This window comes from Amycolatopsis acididurans (genome assembly GCF_012328925.1).
In the GTDB taxonomy this organism is placed as follows: domain Bacteria; phylum Actinomycetota; class Actinomycetes; order Mycobacteriales; family Pseudonocardiaceae; genus Amycolatopsis_E; species Amycolatopsis_E acididurans.
Genome location: NZ_JAAXLS010000007.1, coordinates 146,269 through 167,374 on the forward strand (window position 1 = coordinate 146,269; position 21,106 = coordinate 167,374).

The window sequence follows — 21,106 nt, forward strand, 5'->3', positions numbered from 1 at the left end:
ATCACTCGTTCGAGGGTCGCGTGCCCGAAATGCGTTGCTCGGCGGATCCTTCAACAGAGCTTCGTCCGGTGTTTCCCCGGCGGGCGGCCACCCGTTCGTGATCAGGCGTCGAATAGTGCGCCATGAGCAACGTCAACCGCAGGCGTTTCCTGCAACTCGCCGGTGGTACCGCGGCCACCTCGCTGCTGAGCACGAGCATCGCCCGCGCGGCGCAGATCCCCGCGGCCCGCCGCACCGGCACGGTCCGCGACGTCGAACACATCGTGGTGCTGATGCAGGAGAACCGCTCCTTCGATCACTACTTCGGCACGCTGCGCGGCGTGCGCGGCTTCGGTGATCCGCGACCGGTGACGCTGCCCAGCGGGAAACCCGTGTGGCACCAGTCCGACGGGAGCCGCGACATCCTGCCGTTCCGCCCGGACGCCGACAACCTCGGCCTGCAGTTCATCCAGGACCTGCCGCACGGCTGGAACGACACGCACGCCGCGTGGAACGGCGGCAGGTACGACAAGTGGGTGCCCGCCAAGGGGACCACCACGATGGCCTACCTCACCCGCGAGGACATCCCGTTCCACTACGCGCTGGCCGACACGTTCACCATCTGCGACGCCTACCACTGCTCGTTCATGGGCTCGACGGATCCGAACCGGTACTACATGTGGACCGGCTACACCGGCAACGACGGCAAGGGCGGCGGGCCGGTGCTCGGCAACCAGGAGGCCGGCTACTCCTGGACCACCTATCCGGAGCGGCTGGAGCAGGCCGGCGTGTCCTGGAAGATCTACCAGGACATCGGCGACGGGCTGGACGCCGCTGGTTCGTGGGGCTGGATCTCCGACGCCTACCGCGGCAACTACGGCGACAACTCGCTGCTGTACTTCAACTCCTACCGCGACGCGCAGCCGGGCAGCCCGCTCTACGACAAGGCCCGCACCGGCACCGACGCCAAGCAGGGACAGGACTTCTTCGACCTGCTCTCCGCCGACGTCAAGGCGGACCGGCTGCCGCAGATCTCGTGGATCGTCGCGCCCGAAGCCTTCTGCGAGCACCCGAACTGGCCGGTCAACTACGGCGCCTGGTACATCGCGAAGGTGCTCGACACGCTCACCGCGAACCCGGACGTGTGGAGCAAGACCGCGCTCTTCGTCACCTATGACGAGAACGACGGCTTCTTCGACCACGTCGTGCCGCCGTACGCGACCGCCGGACAGTCCACGGTGGACACCGGGGACGAGATCTTCGCGGGTTCCGCGGCGAACCCGGCCGGGCCGTACGGGCTGGGGCAGCGGGTGCCGATGTTCGTCGTCTCGCCCTGGAGCAAGGGCGGTTTCGTCTGCTCCGAGGTCTTCGACCACACCTCGATCATCCGGTTCATGGAGCGGCGCTTCGGCGTGCGCGAGCCCAACATCTCGCCGTGGCGCCGCGCCGTCTGTGGCGATCTGACCTCCGCGTTCGACTTCTCGCACACCGACACCACGGTGCCCGCACTGCCCGACACCTCCGGATACGCGCCGCCCGACCACCAACGCCACCCCGACTACGTGCCCGCCGTCCCGGCCGATCCGGCGATGCCGTTGCAGGAACGCGGGCAGCGGCCGGCCCGCCCGCTGCCCTACGACCTGGCCGCCGACGCCACGGTCGGCCAGGACACGCTGACGGTGATGTTCGCCAACCACGGCGGGACGGGAGCGGGCTTCTACGTCACCGCGCCCGCCGGCGGCCCGTGGACGTACACGGTGGGCGCGGGGCACAGCCTGCCCGGCGAGCTGCCCGCGGCGGGTGCCTACGACTACAGCGTGCACGGGCCGGGCGGATTCCTGCGCCGGTTCCAGGGCAGCGCCCGCGGTCCGGAGGTCAGCGCGCGCCACGACGCGGGCGGCAAGCTGCGGCTCGTGCTGTCCAACGACGGCACCGCTCCGGTGCGCCTGACGGTCGGCGACGCCTACGGCAAGGACCGGCCCGCGACCTACGAGGTGCGGCCGGGTGCCCGGACGACCGTCGTGCTGGACACGCGCGGGGCGGGCAACTGGTACGACGTCACGGTCACCGCGGAGGGCTTCCTGCGCCGCCTGGCCGGCCACGTCGAGACCGGGCAGCCGAGCACCAGCGACCCCGGCATCATCACCGGGCACTGAGCCCGCGATCCTCGCCGCGCTAGGTGACCTGGAAGTTGGCCATCATCATCATGTCCTCGTGTTCGAGGTTGTGGCAGTGCAGGACGTACTTGCCCCGATAGCCGTCGAACTGCACCAGCACTTCGGCCTGGTCGCCGCTGTCGAGGTCGACGGTGTCCTTCCAGCCGCCCGCGTAGCGCGACGGCTCCCGCACCTGGAAGCGGCCGAGGTGGATGTGGATGGGATGCGCGACGTTCTGCGCCCGCAGTTTCCACAGCTCCACCGTCCCCAGCGCGGGGGTGGCCGAGATGGTGTCCGGGCTGCAGGGCTCGCCGTTGACCGTCCACAGTGTCCTCCCGTGCTGTTCGGCGCCGCCGCGCCGGAAGACGAACTCGCGCGTGGCGACGGCGTCCGATGTGGACAGGGGGCGGATGTCGGACAGGCGGGCGGGCACGGCGCTGTCCTCGCTCGCCCGGCGGGCCACCACGAAGCGCATGACGTTCGCGGTGCCGTCCTCGCCGAGCTGGTTGACCAGCGTCACCCGCTGGCCCATCGTGTAGCGGGAGAAGTCGACCAGCACGTCGAAGCGTTCCGCCTGCGCGATCGGTACCCGCTCGTGCTCGACGGGCGCGGCCAGCAGGCCCTGGTCGCTGCCGATCTGCACGAACGCGGGGCCCTCCGGCGGCGGCGGATCGAGCGCCAGCCGGTACCGCCGCGCGTTGGACGCGTTGAGGATCCGGAACCGGTACCGCACGGCGCCCACCTCCAGCACCGGCCACGGCGCGCCGTTGACGAGCACGCAGTCGCCGAGCACACCGCTCATGTAGTCCGCCGTGACGCCAGGATGCCCGCGCAGTGAGGGATCCACCGACGGGTAGACGAACGAGCCGTCCTCGGCGAAGGCGCGGTCGGTGAGCACGAGCGGCACCTCCCGCTCCGCGCGCGGCAGGGGCAGCGCGTCCTCCTCGTCGTCGCGCACGAGGTGGAGCCCGGCGAGTCCTTTGTAGACTTGTGGACCGGTGAAATCCATGCGGTGGTCGTGATACCACAGCGTCGCGGCCCGCTGGTCGAGCGGATACTCGTAGTCCCGCACGGCGCCGGGTGCGATCGTGTCGGTGGGGTAGCCGTCGTGCTCGGGCGGTGTCCGCCCGCCGTGCAGGTGCACCACCACCGGGACGTCCAGTGCGTTGTGGTGGCGCACCACGGTCGTGCGGCCGCGCCGGGACTCGATCGTCGGTCCGGGGAAGATGCCGTCGTAGCCCCACACCCGGGTCCGCAGGCCCGGCAGGATCTCGACATCGGCGGCCCGCTGGGTGATCTCGTGGTAGTCCACCCCGTTCGCGGTCCGCACCGGGCGGCGCACCGGCGGCACCGGCAGCGGCACGGTGAACGGTTCGGGCAGCTTCGCGGTGCTGCGCAGGATCGCGCCCGCGCTCGACTCGGTCTCCACGGTGGCGCCCCCGCTGGAACATCCGGTCGTCGCGAGCAGCATGCCGCCGGCGGTCAGCCGGAGCATGTCCCGGCGCGAAACCCTCACTGCCGCTTCCTTCCGCGAATCCGGTTGTCCACCACGACGGCGAGTACCGCGCCCACGACCGCCAGCACCTGCGGGCCGAACCCGATGACGAACGTCCACGGCGCGTGCACCTGGCCGTCTTCCACGGCGAGCCTGCCGACGACCTCGCTGAAAAGCAGGAAACCCACCGCGAGACCGGCGAACAGGCCGAGAATCGCGACACCCAGTGTTCTCATGCCGGACAAGCTAAGCCGCCGCGCCGGTTCTCGTAATCGGTCCTAAGTGGGCAATCCGGCGGCGGGAATTGTCAACATACGACGACTGCCCGCCGCGCGCCCGATGGCTATCCTCGCGAGGTGGACGAGGGGAACCGGCGGGGTGTGCCGATCGACGTGACGCTGGGCGTGGCCACGTCGGTGGTCGTGGCGGTCGCGATCGCGATGGACCTCGGCGGAGCCCGGGGACCGGACGCCGTGGCGTACGTGTTCGCGCTCTGTCTCGGCGCGCTGATGTTCGTGCGCCGCCGTTTCCCGGTGCTGGCGCTCGCGGCCACCGCGGCCGGGCTGCTCGCCTACTACGCCGCCGGGTATCCACCGGTCGGGCTGGCCCTGCCGGTGGCCGCCGCGCTGTACTCGGCCGCCGAGGCGGGCAAGCTCGCCTTTTCCGCGGGTGTCGCGGCCGCGCTGGTGGCGATCAGTACGACGTTCCGACTGGTGCAGGGCGAGGACCCGGGCTACCTGCTGGGTTTCGAGCTGGCCTCGACCGTCGGGCTGATGCTCGGCGCGATCGCGCTCGGCGCGACGGTGCGTGCCACCCGGCTGCTGCGTGCCGAACAGCGGCGCACCGAAGAGCGAGCCGTGGCCGACCGCGAACGCGAGGCCGAGCGCAGGGTGGGGCAGGAGCGGCTGCGCATAGCCCGCGATCTGCATGACGCGCTTGGCCACACCATCGCCGTGGTGGCGGTGCAGACCAGCGTCGCCACCGAAGCACTCGACGACGACCCCGCGGCCGCACGGGCGGCACTGACCACGATCCGCGCCGCGAGCGACGAGGCCGTCCGCGAACTGCGCACCACGCTCGGGCTGCTCACCGACGCCGAGGGGCGCGGCCCGGCGGGCAGCCTGCGCAATCTGGGCGCTCTGGTGGCCGCCACCGCCGACACGGGCCTGCGGGTGGATATGCGCACCGAAGGCGAACCCGTGCTCCTGCCGGTGGTCGTGGACACGACCGCCTACCGCATCGTGCAGGAGGCCCTGACCAACTGCCTGCGCCACGCGCGTGCGCAGCGGGCCGAGGTCCTGTTGCGGTACGAGAGCGGGCGGCTGGAGGTCAGTGTCACCGACGACGGTGCCGGTGCCGCCTCGCCCCGGCCGGGCCGTGGGCTCGCCGGAATGCGCGAGCGTGCCGCGTTGCTGGGTGGCAGGGTGGAGATCGGTTCGCGGCCCGGCGCGGGATTCCGGGTGTCCGCGTCGTTGCCGGTGGAGGTGGGGCGGTGATCCGGGTGGTGATCGTCGACGACCAGCAGCTGATGCGTGCGGGGCTGGGCGCATTGCTGGAGCGGGCCGAGGACATCACCCTCGCCGGTGAGGCCGCCGACGGGGCGGCTGGGGTGGCGCTCGCGCTCGCGCGGCGGCCGGACGTCGTGCTGATGGACATCCGGATGCCCGGTGTCGACGGGATCGAGGCGACGCGGCGCATCGTCGCCGACGAGCGGTTGCGTGGCACCAAGGTCGTCGTGCTCACCACGTTCGACACCGACGAGCACATCTTCGACGCGATCCGGGTCGGTGCTTCGGGTTTCCTGCTCAAGAACACCGAGCCCGGCGAGCTGCGGGCCGCCGTGCGCACGGTGGCGGGCGGGGAGGCGCTGCTGTCGCCGTCGGTCACCCGGCGCGTCATGGCCGCCGTCGCCGCCCGGCGTCCCGTCGACGAGAGCAGGCTCGCGCGGCTCACCGCACGGGAACGCGAACTGCTGGCGGAGATCGCGGCGGGCCGGTCGAACGACGAGATCGCCGGCAGGTTGTTCCTCAGCCCGGCCACGGCACGCACCTACGTCAGCCGGCTGCTGACCAAATTGGACGCCCGGGACCGGGCGCAGCTGGTGCACATCGCCTACGAGGCCGGGCTGGTGACACCGGGCGAGGCCTGAGCGCGGTGATGACCTCGGCGATCGCGTTCCAGGCCTGGCTGTCGGTGACGTAACCGCAGGGTGTCCGATGTCGCCTCGCTGTGACGGGATAATCGCCCCACCCGGCGAGATATGTTGGCAGGCGTGCCCGAACCCGATCCCCGCCGCTGGCTGGCACTGCTGACCTGCTGTAGTGCCCTGTTCATGACGCTGCTCGACGTGAGCGTGACCAACGTCGCGCTGCCTTCGATCGGGCACGCCATGAGCGCGGTGCCCTCCGAGCTGCAGTGGGTGGTCAGCGGGTACACGCTCGCGTTCGGGCTGGTGCCGGTGCTGGCGGGCAGGCTCGGCGACGACCACGGGCGTCGGCTGATGTTCCAGGTGGGCGTGGCCAGCTTCGCGGGCACGAGCCTGCTGGCCGGGCTGGCCCCGAGCGTGTCCGTGCTCATCGCGGCGCGAGTGTTGCAGGGACTGGCGGGCGGGCTGATCAACCCGCAGGTGTCGGGCCTGATCCAGCAGCTGTTCCGCGGGCACGAGCGGGGCCGGGCGTTCGGCGTGCTCGGCACGACGGTCGGGCTCGGCACGGCACTCGGCCCGCTGGTCGGCGGCGCGCTCATCGCGCTCGGTGGCCAGCAGGTGGGCTGGCGGCTGGTGTTCTTCGTCAACGTGCCGATCGGGGTCGTGGTGATGCTGCTGGCCAGGCGGCTGCTGCCGTCGGACGTGGCGGTCGGGCGACACCGCCTGGACGTGCTCGGTGCGGCGCTGCTCGGTGGCGCCACGTTCGGCGTGCTGTTCGCGTCGGTGCAGTACCGGACGCTGCCCGGCTGGCTGCTCGGCGTGCTTCCGGTGCCGGTCGTGGTGCTGCTGGTGCTGTTCTTCCGGCGGGAGCGCAGGCTGACCCGGTTGCGCCGCGATCCGCTGGTGGACCTGCGCCTGTTCCGGGAGCCGTCCTACACGACCGGCTCGGTGCTCGCGCTGGCCTGCTTTCCCGCGCTGGCCGGGGTGCCGCTCGTGCTGACCCTGTACTACCAGCAAGGGCTCGGCTACACCGCGTTGGAGTCGGGGCTCGCGGCCACCGCCTACGCCATCGGCAACGGCATCTCCGCGCCGCTCGTGGGCCGTGTGGTCACGCGTGTGGGACGCCCGCTGCTGGTCGCGGCCACCGTGACCTACGGCCTGGGCGGCGTCGCGCTGGCCGTGCTGGTCGACCACGCGCCCACGGCGCATGTCGCGCTCGTGCTGGCGCCCGCGCTGTTCGTGATGGGGGCCGGTGCCGGGGCCATCGTCACGCCGAACCAGACCCTGACCCTGCTCAGCGTCGATCCCGCCATCGGCAGCACCGCGGGCGGCGTGCTGCAGACGGCGCAGCGCATCGGCCTCGCGGTGGGGCAGGCGGTGATCGGCGCCGCGTTCTTCGCGGGCGTCGGCGCCACGGGCACGACCGCGCAGCGCTACGGCGACGGCCTCGGCACGGCGATCGTGGTCGCCGTCGGCTTCGTCGTGCTGGCCACGGCCGTGGGGGTGACGGATGTGGTGCGCACCCGGCGCAGGGTGCGGCAGGCGGTCTAACCGCCCAGGGCGTGCAACCGCAGGGCCAGCTGGAGTTCGAGTGCGCGCTCCGGGGCCTGCCAGCCCTCGCCGAGCAGCGCGCCGATCCGCTCCAGCCGCTGCACCACCGTGTTGACGTGCACGTGCAGCGATTCCTTGGCCTTGGTGAGGTTCCCGCCCGCCCCGAAGTACGCGTTGAGCGTGCCCACCAGATCGGTGCCGCGGCGGGCGTCGTAGTCCAGCACCGGGCCCAGCGTCTGCCGCACGAACCCCGCCGCGTCCGCCCGGTCGCCGAGCAGCACGCCGAGAAAACCCAGTCCGGCGGCCGAGGCGCCCTCGCCGGAACGGCCGAGGGCGAGCAGTGCGCGCAGGCATCGTGCCGCTTCGGCGTGCGCGTCGGCGATCTCACGCGGACCGCGTGCCGGTCCCGCCGCGCCGACGGTCACCGCAAGCTCCACAGTGGACGACAGTTCGACGGCGAGCCGCGACGCCAGCGTTTCCGCATCCTGCGCCGCGGCCACCAGCACGACCTGCTCCGCGTGGACACCCGCGAGCGCGGTGTGCCGGGCGGCGGCCGCCACCAGCCGCCGCCGGGACACCCCGTCCGCGTGCGCGATCAGCACGACGTGCGGCGCCGCGAGGTCCAGGCCCAGACGCCGGCCGCGGGCCACCAGCGTGGCGGGGTTGCGGTCGGGCGCGGTGAGCAGGTCGGTGAGCAGTTCACCGCGCACCTCGTCCTCGGCCTTGGCCACCGACCGCCGCAGCATCAGCAGCAGCGCCGTGACCACCGCGGCCCGTTCGAACAGCCGCTTGTCGGCGTCCACCAGCTCGCCCCGCCCGCCGAGCACCAGGCTGCCCAAGAGCTCGTGCCCGGCCTGCACGGCGCACACCCACGAGTCCTCTGTGGACACCGCGCGCCCGGTTTCGCGTGACGTGGTCACGACTTTCGACGGCGGCGGCCGCCGGTCCTCGCCCGCCAGCCACGAACCTCCAGCGTCGTAGAGGCCGATCGTGCCGTGCAGCACCGCCGCGACCTCGGCGGCCACGTCGGCGAGGTCCCCGCCGCGCAGCACGAGGTCCATCAGCCGGTCGTGTGCTTCCTCCGCGCGGTGCATCGACTCCGAATGCGAGCTGATCTCCTCCAGCAGGCGGGCGTTGTCGAGCGCGATGGCGGCGTGGTCGGCCAGCGAGGACAGCAGCGCGATCTCGTCCGGACTGAACTCGCGCGGGCTGCGGTCGGAGGCGTAGAGCACGCCGATGACCTGGTCGCCGAGCGCGAGCGGCACCCCGACGATGCCGCGCAGCCCCTCGTCGCGCACCGCGGTGTCGATCGGGCTGGTGTGCCGGAAACGCGGGTCGCCGAAGTAGTCGCGCGAGGCGTAGGGCCGCGCGGTCTGCGCGACCAGCCCGCCGAGTCCCTCGCCCATGCCCAGCGTCAGCTCCTGGAACAGCTTCGACACCGACCCGTCGGTGACTCGCATGTACGTGCGGCCCGCGGCCTCGTCGTTGAGGCTCAGATACGACACGTCCACCCGCAGCAGCGTGCGGGCCCGGTGCACGATCGAGGACAGCACGGCATCCGGATCGCGCAGCCGCGCCAGGTCGCTGGCGGTGTCGAACAGCGCCAGCAGCTCGGCCTCGCGGCGGCGGTGCCCGGACAGCGTGCCGTGGATGCGCAGCGCCAGCTCGACGGCCTTGGCCGGTGCGCCGACGTGCGCCAGCCGCTCGGCGCTCGCGCCACCGGCGAGCAGGTCGAGCAGCTGGAGCACGTCGTCGTCCACGAGGATCATCTTGTCATCGCGTGGCCGGTGCGGGCACCGCCGCGGCCGGGTCCTCGGCCTCGAGGTCGCTGCCCCTGGTCTCCCTGGCCGCGAGCACCGCGACGACGGTGAGCAGGCACATCGCCAGCACGTACACCGAGACCGCGACGGTGCTGCCGAACTCCTTGAGCAGCGCGACCGCGAGAATCGGCGCGAGCGCGCCCGCCGCGATCGAGGACAGCTGGCCGCCGACGGACAGGCCGGTGTAGCGCACCCTGGTCGCGAACTGCTCGGAGAAGAACGCGGCCTGCGGGCCGTACATCGCGCCGTGCAGCAGCAGCCCGATGGTGGTCGCGAGCACGATCACGGCGGGGGAGCGGGTGTCGAGCATCGTGAAGAACACGAACCCCCAGACCGCCATGCCGATCGTGCCGAACAGATACACCGGTTTGCGGCCGACGCGGTCCGACAGCGCGCCCCAGGCCGGGATCGTCACGAAGTGCACGGCGGAGGCGATCAGCACCGCGGTGAGCCCGACGGATTTCGCCAGGTGCAGCGGGCCGGTGAGGTAGACGAGGATGAACGCGGTGAGCACGTAGTAGGAGACGTTCTCGGCCATCCGGGCGCCGATCGTCACCAGCACCTGCCGCCACGAGGTGCGGAACACGTCCAGCACCGGGATGTGGTTGTCCGGGCGTTCCTCGGCTTTGCGTTGCGCGGCAAGGAAAACCGGGGATTCGGTGACGGCGAGCCTGATCCACAGCCCGATGATCACCAGCACGCCCGAGAGCAGGAACGGCACCCGCCAGCCCCAGGACAGGAAGGTCGCGTCGGACTGGGTCGCGGCGAGGATCGCGAGCACGGCCGTGGCCAGCAGGTTGCCGCCGGGCGCGCCGCACTGCGGCCAGGAGGCCCAGAAGCCGCGGCGGTCGCGGGCACCGTGCTCGGACACGATCAGCACGGCGCCGCCCCACTCCCCGCCCAGCGCGAAGCCCTGGATCAGCCGCAGCGCCGTGAGCAGCAGCGGGGCGGCCGCGCCGACCGTGGCATACGTCGGCAGCAGCCCCATCGCGCAGGTCGCGCCGCCCATCATGAGCAGGCTGATGACGAGCAGCTTCTTGCGGCCGACGCGGTCGCCGAAATGCCCGAACACGACCCCGCCGAGCGGGCGCGCGAGAAAGCCGATCGCGTACGTGGCGAAGGACAGCAGGGTGCCGGTGAGCGCGTCGGCGGCGGGGAAGAACAGCTTGCCGAACACCAGCGCGGCGGCCGAGCCGTAGAGGAAGAAGTCGTACCATTCGATGGTCGTGCCGATCAGGCTCGCCCCGACCACCTTCGCGATCGAACCACGCGATGGGGACACGGTCACACTCCTTTGTGCGTTCTACGCGGCGGTCCATCCGCCGTCGATGGGAAGGGAAGCCCCGGTGAGCTGGCCGGCGTGATCGCCGCACAGCCAGTGCACGACCTCGGCGACCGACTCGGGCGCGATCAGCTGTTTCACCGCGGCGCGGTCCAGCAGCACGCGTTCCAGTACCTCGTCCTCGCCGAGGCGGTGTGCGGCCGCCTGTGCCGCGATCTGGTCGCGGACCAGCGGCGTGTCGACGTAGCCGGGGCTGACGCAGTTGCTCGTCACGCCGTGCGGCGCGCCCTCCAGAGCGGCCACTTTGGACAGTCCTTCGAGCGCGTGCTTCGCGGCCACGTAGGCGGCCTTGAACGGGCTCGCGCGCAGGCCGTGCACGCTGGAGATGTTGACGATCCGCCCCCAGCCCTTCGCCGCCATCGCCGGCAGGACGCGGCGGATCAGCAGGAACGGCGCGGTCACCATCACCTGCTGCATCCGGGTGAAGACCTCGGGCGGGAACTCCGGCAGCGGCGCCACGTGCTGGAACCCGGCGTTGTTGACCAGGATGTCGACCTCGGCGGGCAGGCCGTCGATCGCGGCGGGATCGGCGAGATCGGCCACCTGTGCCCAGCCGCCGATCTCGCCCGCCACGGCCGCGGCCCGGTCGACGTCGACCGCGTGCACCTTCGCGCCGGCTTCGGCGAGCGCGCGGGCACAGGCCCGGCCGATGCCGCTGCCCGCGCCGGTGACCAGCGCGACCCGGCCGTCGAGGGAGATGCCACTTCGCATGCGAAGGACGTTAAGTGGCGGCGCATCCGCCGGGTATGTGTTCAGTCACCACAACCTGGAGCGGTTCTATGGTGACCAGACACTGGGCTCAGGCAGGTGGCGGTCAGCGTCGGCCGTTGACCCGGGCGGCGAGCTTCCCGGTGAACCGGTCGCGGTCGATCACCGCACGGCGGTGCGTGCCCCGGCACACCACGGCCGCGCCGTCGGACGCCTCGACCGCGAACGTCAGCTGCCTGCCGGTGACCTCGGTCAGCTCGGCGTCGACGGTGAGCAGATCGCCCGGCGGGGTCGGTGCCTCGTGGCTGAGATCGACGTGCACGCCCAGCGTCTGCTCGCCCTCGTCGAGATGCTCGTCGATCACGCGGATGCAGGTCCACTCGACGATCGCGACGAGGTAACCGGTGGCCAGCACCGAGGGCATCACCGCGAACTCCGGCGACTCCGGCAGCAGATGCGGCACGGTGCGCTCGGCGGGCACGCGGTACTGAAACGACGTGACGAGTCCGGGACGCAGTGTCGGTTTCACGCGCCGATCATAGGGCGCTCACGCGGCGTTCGTGGTGCGGTTGCGGGAGAAACGCATGATCCCGTCCTCGACCGGGCGGTGCCGCAAGGTCACCAGATCATGCGCGTAGCTCATGCCGAGCCGCCACGGGGCGCGGGATCCGGCGCGCGGGAAGTCGTCGATCGAGCGCTGCACGTAGCCGGCGTCGAAGTCCAGCAGCGGACGTTCGGTGACGCCAGGATCATCGTTGACCGGCACGCACTCGTCGTAGCCGCCCGCGTCCATGTGCCGCAGCAGGCGCACCACGTACTCGCTCACCAGATCCGCCTTCAGCGTCCACGACGCGTTGGTGTAGCCGATGGTGAACGCGAAGTTCGGCACACCGGAGAGCATCATTCCCTTGTACGCCATGGTTTCCGGCAGCTTGATCTCACGCCCGTCCACGGTGATCGCGATACCGCCCATGGCCAGCAGGCGCAGTCCGGTCGCGGTGACGACGATGTCCGCGTCGAGGTGCTCACCCGATTCCAGTTCGATCCCGGAGGTGGTGAACCCGGCGATGCGATCGGTCACCACGGACGCCGTGCCACGGCGCAGCGCGCGGAACAGATCGCCGTCCGGAACGAGGCACAGCCGCTGATCCCACGGGTTGTAGTGCGGTTTGAAGTGCGTGTCGACGTCGAATCCGGCCGGGAGCTGCTTGACGGTCGCGGTGCGGATGAGCGAGCGCACCAGGTCCGGCCTGCGGCGGCTGAGCTGGTAGAGCAGCGTCTGGGTGATCACGTTCTTCCAGCGCACGACCGGATAGGCCCAGCGGGCGCCGAGCAGCCGCCGCAGCCGCACCGCCAGTTTGTCCTCCGCGGGCAGCGACATGATGTAGGTGGGGGAGCGCTGCAGCATCGTCACGTGCTCGGCCCGGTCCGTCATCGCGGGCACGAGTGTCACCGCGGTGGCGCCACTGCCGATCACGACGACCTTCTTGCCGCTGTAGTCCAGATCCTCCGGCCACTGCTGCGGATGCACGACCGTCCCGCCGAACCGGTCGATGCCGGGGAAGTCGGGGGAGTAGCCGCCCTCGTAACGGTAGTAGCCGCTGCACACGTAGAGGAAGTTCGCGGTCAGCCGTACCGTCTCTCCATTGTGGATCGCATCGACCGTCCAGCGAGTGTCCTCGGTGGACCACGACGCGCCCACGACGCGATGCCCGAAGCGGATGTGCCGGTCGATACCCGCCTCGCCGGCCGTGTCCCGGATGTAGTCCAGGATGGACGGCCCGTCGGCGATGGCCTTGGCGTGTGTCCACGGGCGGAACCGGTAGCCGAGCGTGTGCATGTCGGAGTCCGAGCGCACGCCGGGATAGCGGAAAAGGTCCCAGGTGCCGCCGATGGCGTCGCGGGCTTCCAGAATCGTGTAGGTGCGGCCGGGAAAGGCGGTGTGCAGGTGGTGCGCCGCGCCGATGCCGGACAGCCCGGCGCCGATGATCGCGACGTCGACGTGCTCGGTCACACGGCCTCCTTCGTCCGGCCGGCGAGCCTTTTCTGCAGCAGCGACAGCACGGTGTAGTAGTGGGTCGGCGTGATTCTGGCCAGCGCGTCGAAGAAGTACGCGTCCGGGCCGACGAGAATGCGCGAGCTGCCCCGTTCGAGTCCTTTGTGGATGATCTCGGCCGCCTTCTCCGGCGAGGTCATCGTGATCGCCTCGAACTGCGCGGCCATCTGTTCCTTCGTGCGGCCGAGCCCCTCGGGATCGGTGCGGATCCGCGCGTTGCGCGCGATGTTGGTCCTGATCCCGCCGGGGTGCACGGTCACCGCCCGCACGCCGGTGCCGCGCAGCTCCTGGCGCAGCGAGTCGGTGAAGCCGCGGACCGCGAACTTCGCCGCGCAGTAGGCGCTCTGGTAGGGCATGCCGAGCAGCCCGAACACGCTGGAGGTGTTCACGATCGCGCCGGAATCCTGCTCGGCCAGTACGGGCAGGAACGCCCGCGTGCCGTTGACCACGCCGTGGAAGTTGATCCGGTGCAGCCAGTCGTCGTCCTCCGGCACGCCGCCGAGCACGCTCGCGCTGACCGCGACGCCGGCGTTGTTGAACACCGCTGCCAGCGGTGCCGGAAGCCACTCCCGCACCTCGCCGGCGAAGCGGTGCTGGTCGTCGGCGTCGCTGACGTCGAGCACGCGGGTGAGCACGGGACCGGGCAGTGTGGCGGCGGTGGCCTTCAGCCCGGTGCGGTCGACGTCGGCGATCGCCACCGGCGACCCGAGTTTCGACAGGCGCTGTGCGAGGGCGCGGCCGATTCCGGACGCCGCACCGGTGATCACGACCGGTTTCCCGGTGACACTAAGCCTTGGCATCGGCACTCCCGACGGATGCGTGTTCGGAGATGAGGTCGAGCAGGACGGGCCACGCGCCCCGAGGAAGATCATGGCCCATCCCGCGGATGGTCGCGCGCCGCGCGCCGCGGATCGCCCTGGCCGTGGCCAGTGCCCCGGTCGGATGGACCATGCGATCACGGTCGCCGTGCACCACCAGCGTGGGCGCGGTGATCGAGTGCAGCTGCCGGGCCCGGTTGCCCGAGCGCAGGATCGCGGCGAGCTGCCGCCCGGTCCCCGCCGACGACGGGTCGCGCGCCCAGTCGCGTTGGGCCAGCTCCCGCACGAAGGGCTCGTCGAACGGGAACCCGTGCGAACCGATGTGCCGGAAGATGCGCACGGTGTGCTCGATCGCCTCGTCCCGGGTCCTGGGCGGCCGGGCGCCCAGCAGCCGCCACGTGGACCACGCCGGCAGCCCGGCGAGGCGGGTGCCGGTGGTGGACATGATCGAGGTGAGGGTGCGCGCCCGCGCCGGATGCAGCGCGGCGACGGTCTGCGCGATCATCCCGCCCATCGAGACACCGACGAGGTGGGCGGCGTCGAAGCCGAGCACGTCCAGCAGGCCGGCGGTGTCGTGGGCGAGATCGGCGAGGTCGTACTGCTGCGGCGGAAACCTTCCCAGCAGCATGGCGGGCAGGCTCGGCGGCCGGAACCGCGCGTGCGTCGAGGCGCCCACGTCCCGGTTGTCGAACCGGACGACCTGGTACCCGCGCCCGGCGAGCTGCTCGCAGAACTCGGTCGGCCAGCTGTGCAGCTGCTGGCCGAGACCCGCGATGAGCAGCAGCGGCTGCGCGCCGGGATCGCCGAACCGCTCATAGACCAGCGTGATACCGCGGCCGACGTCCGCCTTGTGCTCGGTCATCACAGCGCTCCTGAGGTCGTGGCCGGTGTGGACGGGGTCGTGACGCGGGCCCGGCGGCGGACGACCGCCTGCCCGCCCTTGCCGGGCGCGTTCGCGACGCCACGGGAATGCCAGCGCTCGTCGCGTTCGGTGGTCGGCAGGAGCGTGAAATCGCGCAGCATCGTGCGCAGGACGACGTTCATCTCCATCGCCGCGAACGCCGCCCCGACGCAGCGCCGTGTGCCTCCGCCGAACGGGATCCACTGGTACAGATCGGGTTTCGCGTCGAGGAACCGCGACGGGTCGAACTCGTGCGGCCGGCCGAACAGCGCGGGATCGTCGTGCATCAGCGCGATGCTGACCATGACCGACTGCCCCTTCGGCAGGACCCACCGGCCCAGCTCCAGCGTCTCGACCCGGACCTGGCGCCCCACGAGGTCGATCACCGGCCGCGCGCGCTGCACCTCGGTGATCGTCGCGTCACGGTAGGCGCTGCCGCCCTCGTCCACCTCCTCGACGAGCCGCCGCAGCACCGCGGGATGCCGGCGCAGCCGCTCGACCGCCCAGGCCAGTGTGGTCGCCGTGGTCTCGTGGCCCGCGACCAGCAGGGTGAGTAGCTCGTCGGCGATGTCGCGGTCGCTCATCGCGGTGCCGTCGTCGTAGCGGCTCTGCAGCATCAGCGCGAGCACGTCGTCGCGTTCGTCCAGCCCGTCGTCGCGGCGGGCCTTCGCGATCAGCCCGTCGATGATCGCGTCGAATTCGCGGCGGTAGCCCCAGAACCGGCCCCATGGGCTCCACCGTCCCAGATCGACCCGTGGCAGCGGAACCGCGGCGAGGCGGGAACCGAGCGTGACCATGCGCGGCAGCTGCTCGCGCAGCCGCTCCAGATCCGCGCCCTCGGCGCCGAACACCGCGCGCAGGATCGCGTTCAGGGTGATGCGCATCATCGAAGGCAGTGTCGCGAACGGGCGCTGCTGTGGCCAGGAGGCGAGCTCGCGCAGGGTCTCCTCCTCGATGATCCGTTCGTAGGCGCCGAGCCTGCGGCCGTGGAAGGGCGGCACGAGCAGCTTGCGCTGCTTGCGGTGCTCGTCGCCGGTCAGCGCGAACAGCGAGCCGGGCCCGAGCAGCCGCCCGAGGTTGGGCTCGATGTTCTCGGCGAGCTCGTTGCTGGTCTGGAACAGCTGCTTGATCTCGCCGGGATGGCTGAGCACGACGGCGCGGCCGAAGATCGGGACGTTCACCGTGAAGGCGTCGCCGTAGCGCGCCCGCAGCTCACGCATCCCGCGCTGCGGCTTGAGCAGCGCGTAGAGACCTTGAACCGCGCGCGGCGCGGACGGACCGGGCGGCAGTTTGACGCTCGTCATGCGATTCCCTTCCGGCCTGGTACATCGGCGTACCACAACACGGTACGCCGATGTACCATTCCGGGGCAAGAAGCCGGCGGATCGGGGTATAGCGTGACGGTGGTGAGGACGACCGGTAGCGACGCGCTCACGCGCGCGGCAAAGGAAGACGAGGGGGGATTCCGGGCGCGCCTGCTGGACGCGCTCGCCACGTGTATCGCCGAGGACGGCTACCGGCGGACGACGGTCGCCGACATCGTCCGCCGCGCTCGCACCTCACGCCGCACGTTCTACGAGCACTTCTCCGACAAGGAATCGTGCTACCTGGCGCTGCTGGCCGACGCCAACGCGCGGATGATCGAGCAGATCTCCGCGGCGGTGGACCCCAAGGCGCGCTGGGACGTCCAGATCCGGGCGGCGGTCGTGGCCTGGATAGCGGCCGCCGAGTCCGCGCCGGCGCTGACGCTGAGCTGGATCCGCGACCTGCCCTCGCTCGGCACCGCGGCCCGCACGCTGCAACGCGACATGATGGACGCGTTCGCCGCGATGATCCAGACCTTGTGCGACACCGAGGAACTGCGTGCCGCCGGGATTCAGCCGGTGCCACGGCAGCTCGCGATCATCCTGCTCGGCGGGCTGCGCGAGCTGATGGCCTCCACCGTCGAGGACGGCGGGCGCATCGGCGACGTCACCGAGGTCGCGGTCGAGGCGTCGATCGCGCTACTGGGCCCGCGCGACTGACGAAGAGATCGGCCTGCTGGAGCGGCTGACCGGCCGCGGTGCGAGCCGGGCCCGGCTGACCGGGTTCGAGCAGGACGAGGTCTCCGCCGGGTCCCGGACCCGGGCCATCCGTCAGCGCGCCGCCGTGAGACCGCGCGACGCGCGGGCGGACCAGCGCCCGTCCTGGCGGTCCACCTCGATCGGATGGTCGAACGTGCGCGAGACGTGTTCGGTGGTGACGATCTCTCCGGCGGGCCCGGCCGCGACGACGCGCCCGTTCGCGAGCAGCAGGGCATGCGTGGTCGTGGTGGGCAGCTCTTCGAGGTGATGCGTCACCAGGATCGACGAGACGCCCGGATGGGTCACCTCGAGCAGGTCGATCGTCTCCAGCAGTTGCTCGCGCGAGGCGACGTCCAGGCCGGTGGAGGGCTCGTCGAGCAACAACAGCCGGGGATCGCCGATCAGGGCGCGGGCGATGAGCGCGCGTCCGCGTTCGCCCTGGGACAGGGTCGGCCAGCGCTCGCCGGCTTTTCCTCGCAGGCCCAGGGTTTCGATGAGACTGTCGGCCTTGGCGACCTCGCCGGGCGCGGGCTGCCAGCGGGGCGGGAGATCGACGCTGCCGGTGATCCCGGTGAGCACGACCTCGCGGATCGTCAGCGGCGAGCGCAGCGGGTGGCGCGGGTTGACGTGGCCGATGGTGCGGCGCAGGGCCTGCAGTTCGACCCGGCCCAGTCGCCTGCCCAGGATGTGCACGGTGCCCGAGGTCGGATGCGTCACCGCGCCACAGAAGCCGAGGATCGTGCTCTTGCCCGCGCCGTTCGGGCCGAGCAGCGCCCAGTGCTCGCCGCGGCGCACGGTGAAGGTGATGCCGTGCAGGATCTCCTTGCCCTGCCTGCGAAAAGTGACGTCGTTCAGTTCCAGCACCGCGTCCGGTGTCGGGCTCATGCGAAGGCTCGTTTCACTGCAATCAGGTGGCTACGGCTCGATTCGGCCGCCGCGCGCGGGTCCCGGCCCGCGATCGCGTCCACGAGTTCGGTGTGCGCGGCGTGGTCTGTTTCGGGGTCAGCGACCAGACGCGCCCTGAGCATGTCGACCATCGCCTTGCGGATCCGCGGGACGAAGGTGTCGAACAGTTCGACGAGCACATCGTTGTGCGCCGCGAGGAGCACCGTGCGGTGGAACGCCATGTCGGCGTCGACGTGTTCCTCGATGTCGCCGTGCCATTCGCGGTGGGCCAGCGCGCGCCGGATGGCACGCAGGTCGGCCGGCGTGCGGCGTTCGGCCGCGAGCGAAGCGCCCTCGGTCTCGATGGCGATGCGCGCCTCGATGACCGCCACGACCGACGCGCGGCGCACTACCGCGTCCCAGTCCTCGGTGACATCGAGCGCGGTGACGAAAACGCCGGAGCCCTGACGCGAGTCGAGCACGCCCTTGCCCGCCAGTTCGCGGATGGCCTCGCGCAGCGTGGAGCGCCCGACGCCCAGCTGTGCGGCGAGCGTGGCCTCACCGGGAAGCTTGTGGCCGAGAGCCCATTCGCCGGACCGGATCTGGTTGAGCAGCTCGTCCGCGGTGAGCGAGGTCAGCGGACGACGTTGTACCGAGGGCGACACCTCCTCAGCTTATCAGAGGAGTTGGCCGGCCTTGCCCGGATTCCCCCTGGTCCGCGTGGCGGGTCAGCGTCCGAGCATGTCCTCGAAACTCGGCACGTTGTCATACAGCCCGGCCGGTCCCTGGTGCCGGGCGCCGGCGATGCGGGCCGCCAGCTCGCCGCCCGCGCGTTCGATGCGCTTGGGTAGCGGGCTGACCGTGCCGGCCTCACCGGCCCAGTCGTCGGTCGCGGCGAACACCGACGTCGTGACCAGGTCGGCGTGCAGGTAGGTGAACAGCGGGCGCATCGAGTACTCCAGCGCCAGCGAATGCCGTGCCGTCCCGCCGGTCGCGCCGAGCAGCACCGGCATCCCGGTCAGTGATTCGGGATCGATGACGTCCACAAAGGACTTGAACAGCCCCGAGTAGGACGTGGTGAACACCGGTGTGACCGCGATCAGGCCGTCGGCGCCGGTCACCTTCTCCAGCACTTCCGGCATGGCGCCGGACGGAAATCCGGTCAGCATCGTGTTGACCACGTCGTGCGCGAGGTCGCGGAGTTCGATGTTCTCGACCTTCGCGCCGGCGCCCTGCGCCTTGAGCGCGGTGACCGTCGCCTCGCCGAGCCGGTCCGCGAGCAGTCGTGTCGACGACGGTTTCCCGAGGCCCGCCGAGACGGCCACGATCGTGAAGTCACGCATTGTCCTTCTCCTTCCGTGCCGCGGCGACGCGCTCGGCGTGGCTGGGCGGGTTCGCGGGCACGTGCGCGGGCCGCTTGGCCTCCATTTCCTTGCGCAGCACCGGAACGACCTCTTCGGCGAGCAGGTCGATCTGCTCCAGCACGGTCTTCAGCGGCAGTCCGGCGTGGTCGATGAGGAACAGCTGGCGCTGGTAGTCGCCGACGTCCTCACGCATGCTCGCGTAGCGCTCGATGACCTGCTGCGGGCTGCCCACGGTCAGCGGGGTGGCCGCGGTGAAGTCCTCCATCGACGGGCCGTGCCCGTAGACCGGCGCGTTGTCGAAGTACGGGCGGAACTCGTTCCATGCGTCCTGGGAGTTCTTCCGCATGAACACCTGCCCGCCGAGCCCGACGATGGCCTGGTCGGCCTTGCCGTGGCCGTAGTGCTCGAAGCGCTGCCGGTAGAAGCCGACCATCTGCTTGGTGTGCGACATCGGCCAGAAGATGTTGTTGTGGAAGAACCCGTCGCCGTAGTAGGCGGCCTGCTCGGCGATCTCCGGGCTGCGGATCGAGCCGTGCCACACGAACGGCGGCACCCCGTCCAGCGGGCGCGGGGTCGAGGTGAAGCCGTGCAGAGGGGTGCGGAACTTGCCCTCCCAGTCCACCACGTCCTCTTCCCACAGGCGTCGCAGCAGCGCGTAGTTCTCGATCGCGAGCGGGATGCCCTGGCGGATGTCCTGGCCGAACCACGGGTAGACCGGCCCGGTGTTGCCGCGGCCCATCATCAGGTCCATCCGGCCGTCGGAGATCACCTGCAGCATCGCGTAGTCCTCGGCGATCTTCACCGGGTCGTTGGTGGTGATCAGCGTCGTCGAGGTGGACAGGACGATGTCCTTGGTCGCCGCGGCGAGGTAGCCCAGCAGGGTGGTGGGGGAGGAGGCCACGAACGGCGGGTTGTGGTGCTCCCCGGTCGCGAAGACGTCCAGCCCGGCCTGGTCGGCGTGCTGGGCGATCTTGAGCATCGAGCGGACGCGCTGGGTGTCGTCCGGTGTCTCCCCGGTGGTCGGGTCAGTGGTGACGTCGCTGACCGTGAACACTCCGAACTGCATTGGGGGCCTCCTAGTCCGTTGACCGCACCTCGGTAAACGTCTCGCGCGCAAGAATATTTCGCGCGAGAGGAAGGCGTCGCAGGCGTGTGGCCCGGGTCACGAATAGCTGGAATCGCGGCCGAGGTGCTCCCATTCGCGCGCCCAGGCGCGGTAGCGCAGCCGGTCGAGGATCCAGTGCGCCAGCGCCACGATTCCGGCCAGCGCCGCGGCCAGCGCCGACCACGCCACGATCGCCGTGAGCGAGGCGGTCAGCGCCGCGTCACCGGCAGTGGTGGGCGCGGTGGTGCGGGCCCCGGTCTGGTCCAGCCACACCGGCACGACCGCGCCCGCCCTGGTCTCGCGGCTGACGAACACGGTGCCGGCGTGCGGGCTGCCGTCGCGGGCCGTCCAGTGCGCGGGCACCTCGACCGGCACCTGCGCGGGGCCGCGCAGGGCGGCCGGCGCGTCGATCCCGTTGACCAGCGTGACGGCCGTGGTCTCGTAGCGGGTGCGCTGCTGCTGTTCGGAGATCGCCAGCTGGTCACCGTGGATGGTCGAGCCGAGCACCCCGGCCAGCGGCACCCCGGCGAGCGCGAACAGGACGGCGAAGAGCACGAGGAGGCTTTCGACGGTGTCCGCGCCGCGGCGCAGCGGCCGCCGGCGCCAGCACACGCGCCACCAGCGAAGCCACCACGACGGCGTTCCGGTCTCCACCACGGCCCCCTTTCCCCTCCCAGTATCGGACTTCCCACCGCCGCGCGCTCGTCGCGTCCATCG

Annotated in this window: 20 protein-coding genes; 5 read left to right on the top strand and 15 right to left on the bottom strand. The window is 71.2% G+C overall.

All coding sequences use genetic code 11. The annotated features are described in order from the left end of the window. Positions 1–122: 122 nt before the first annotated feature. Positions 123–2,135 (top strand): phosphocholine-specific phospholipase C, encoded by a 2,013-nt coding sequence (locus tag HFP15_RS13820; RefSeq protein WP_168515394.1) that lies wholly within the window; start codon positions 123–125, stop codon positions 2,133–2,135. Between the two features lie 19 nt (positions 2,136–2,154). Here the strand turns inward: HFP15_RS13820 and HFP15_RS13825 are convergent, their stop codons facing one another. Together HFP15_RS13825 and HFP15_RS13830 are read right to left on the bottom strand one after the other, a co-directional pair. Further along, a complete protein-coding gene (locus HFP15_RS13825) occupies positions 2,155–3,630 on the bottom strand; it encodes a multicopper oxidase family protein (protein WP_168515596.1) in 1,476 nt (491 codons plus the stop codon). Positions 3,631–3,647: 17 nt separating this feature from the next. Next, the gene (locus HFP15_RS13830) at positions 3,648–3,866 is read right to left on the bottom strand and encodes a DUF5957 family protein (RefSeq protein ID WP_168515396.1); all 219 of its coding nucleotides are present in this window, start codon (positions 3,864–3,866) and stop codon (positions 3,648–3,650) included. Between the two features lie 120 nt (positions 3,867–3,986). On the opposite strand from HFP15_RS13830, the gene HFP15_RS13835 reads away from it, so the two are divergent. The 3 genes from HFP15_RS13835 to HFP15_RS13845 all read left to right on the top strand — a co-directional run bounded on the left by HFP15_RS13835 (position 3,987) and on the right by HFP15_RS13845 (position 7,327). Then, positions 3,987–5,126, top strand: coding sequence for a sensor histidine kinase (locus tag HFP15_RS13835; protein WP_312871580.1), 1,140 nt, complete (start codon positions 3,987–3,989; stop codon positions 5,124–5,126). Continuing rightward, positions 5,123–5,779 (top strand): response regulator, encoded by a 657-nt coding sequence (locus HFP15_RS13840; RefSeq protein WP_168515398.1) that lies wholly within the window; start codon positions 5,123–5,125, stop codon positions 5,777–5,779. Before HFP15_RS13835 ends, HFP15_RS13840 begins: the two co-directional genes overlap by 4 nt. Positions 5,780–5,902: 123 nt before the next feature. Continuing rightward, entirely contained in the window at positions 5,903–7,327 is a 1,425-nt protein-coding gene (locus HFP15_RS13845) for an MFS transporter (RefSeq protein WP_312871581.1), read from the top strand. Here the strand turns inward: HFP15_RS13845 and HFP15_RS13850 are convergent. The 8 genes from HFP15_RS13850 to HFP15_RS13885 all read right to left on the bottom strand — a co-directional run bounded on the left by HFP15_RS13850 (position 7,324) and on the right by HFP15_RS13885 (position 16,276). Next, positions 7,324–9,096 carry a helix-turn-helix domain-containing protein gene (locus HFP15_RS13850; RefSeq protein WP_168515402.1) on the bottom strand — a complete coding sequence of 591 codons (1,773 nt, stop codon included), beginning with the start codon at positions 9,094–9,096 and terminating at the stop codon, positions 7,324–7,326. The genes HFP15_RS13845 and HFP15_RS13850 overlap by 4 nt on opposite strands. Positions 9,097–9,100: 4 nt before the next feature. Next, positions 9,101–10,429 carry an MFS transporter gene (locus HFP15_RS13855; protein WP_376768870.1) on the bottom strand — a complete coding sequence of 443 codons (1,329 nt, stop codon included), beginning with the start codon at positions 10,427–10,429 and terminating at the stop codon, positions 9,101–9,103. 21 nt (positions 10,430–10,450) lie between these two features. Next, a complete protein-coding gene (locus HFP15_RS13860; protein WP_168515406.1) occupies positions 10,451–11,200 on the bottom strand; it encodes a 3-hydroxybutyrate dehydrogenase in 750 nt (249 codons plus the stop codon). Positions 11,201–11,303: 103 nt separating this feature from the next. Next, a complete protein-coding gene (locus HFP15_RS13865) occupies positions 11,304–11,726 on the bottom strand; it encodes a thioesterase family protein (RefSeq protein WP_312871582.1) in 423 nt (140 codons plus the stop codon). An 18-nt stretch (positions 11,727–11,744) separates the two neighbouring features. Beyond that, positions 11,745–13,211, bottom strand: coding sequence for a flavin-containing monooxygenase (locus HFP15_RS13870; RefSeq protein WP_168515408.1), 1,467 nt, complete (start codon positions 13,209–13,211; stop codon positions 11,745–11,747). Continuing rightward, positions 13,208–14,053, bottom strand: a complete 846-nt coding sequence (locus HFP15_RS13875; protein WP_210717205.1) for an SDR family NAD(P)-dependent oxidoreductase — start codon at positions 14,051–14,053, stop codon at positions 13,208–13,210. Before HFP15_RS13875 ends, HFP15_RS13870 begins: the two co-directional genes overlap by 4 nt. Beyond that, on the bottom strand, positions 14,040–14,933 hold the full coding sequence (locus tag HFP15_RS13880; RefSeq protein ID WP_168515412.1) for an alpha/beta fold hydrolase: 894 nt from the start codon (positions 14,931–14,933) through the stop codon (positions 14,040–14,042). Before HFP15_RS13880 ends, HFP15_RS13875 begins: the two co-directional genes overlap by 14 nt. Continuing rightward, positions 14,933–16,276 carry a cytochrome P450 gene (locus tag HFP15_RS13885; RefSeq protein WP_168515414.1) on the bottom strand — a complete coding sequence of 448 codons (1,344 nt, stop codon included), beginning with the start codon at positions 16,274–16,276 and terminating at the stop codon, positions 14,933–14,935. The genes HFP15_RS13880 and HFP15_RS13885 overlap by 1 nt, the downstream gene beginning before the upstream one ends. 102 nt (positions 16,277–16,378) lie before the next feature. Here HFP15_RS13885 and HFP15_RS13890 point away from each other — a divergent pair, with 102 nt between their 5' ends. Continuing rightward, positions 16,379–16,996 (top strand): TetR/AcrR family transcriptional regulator, encoded by a 618-nt coding sequence (locus HFP15_RS13890; protein WP_168515416.1) that lies wholly within the window; start codon positions 16,379–16,381, stop codon positions 16,994–16,996. A 111-nt stretch (positions 16,997–17,107) separates the two neighbouring features. Here the strand turns inward: HFP15_RS13890 and HFP15_RS13895 are convergent, their stop codons facing one another. From HFP15_RS13895 to HFP15_RS13915, 5 genes are all read right to left on the bottom strand, one after another. Next, positions 17,108–17,920: an ABC transporter ATP-binding protein gene (locus HFP15_RS13895; protein WP_168515418.1), complete on the bottom strand. Its 813-nt coding sequence runs from the start codon at positions 17,918–17,920 to the stop codon at positions 17,108–17,110. Beyond that, the gene (locus tag HFP15_RS13900; protein ID WP_168515420.1) at positions 17,917–18,585 is read right to left on the bottom strand and encodes a FadR/GntR family transcriptional regulator; all 669 of its coding nucleotides are present in this window, start codon (positions 18,583–18,585) and stop codon (positions 17,917–17,919) included. Before HFP15_RS13900 ends, HFP15_RS13895 begins: the two co-directional genes overlap by 4 nt. Positions 18,586–18,648: 63 nt before the next feature. Continuing rightward, positions 18,649–19,263, bottom strand: a complete 615-nt coding sequence (locus HFP15_RS13905; protein WP_168515422.1) for an FMN reductase — start codon at positions 19,261–19,263, stop codon at positions 18,649–18,651. Then, positions 19,256–20,350, bottom strand: a complete 1,095-nt coding sequence (locus HFP15_RS13910) for an LLM class flavin-dependent oxidoreductase (RefSeq protein ID WP_168515424.1) — start codon at positions 20,348–20,350, stop codon at positions 19,256–19,258. Before HFP15_RS13910 ends, HFP15_RS13905 begins: the two co-directional genes overlap by 8 nt. Positions 20,351–20,446: 96 nt before the next feature. After that, entirely contained in the window at positions 20,447–21,043 is a 597-nt protein-coding gene (locus HFP15_RS13915) for an Rv1733c family protein (protein ID WP_168515426.1), read from the bottom strand. Positions 21,044–21,106 lie beyond the last annotated feature (63 nt).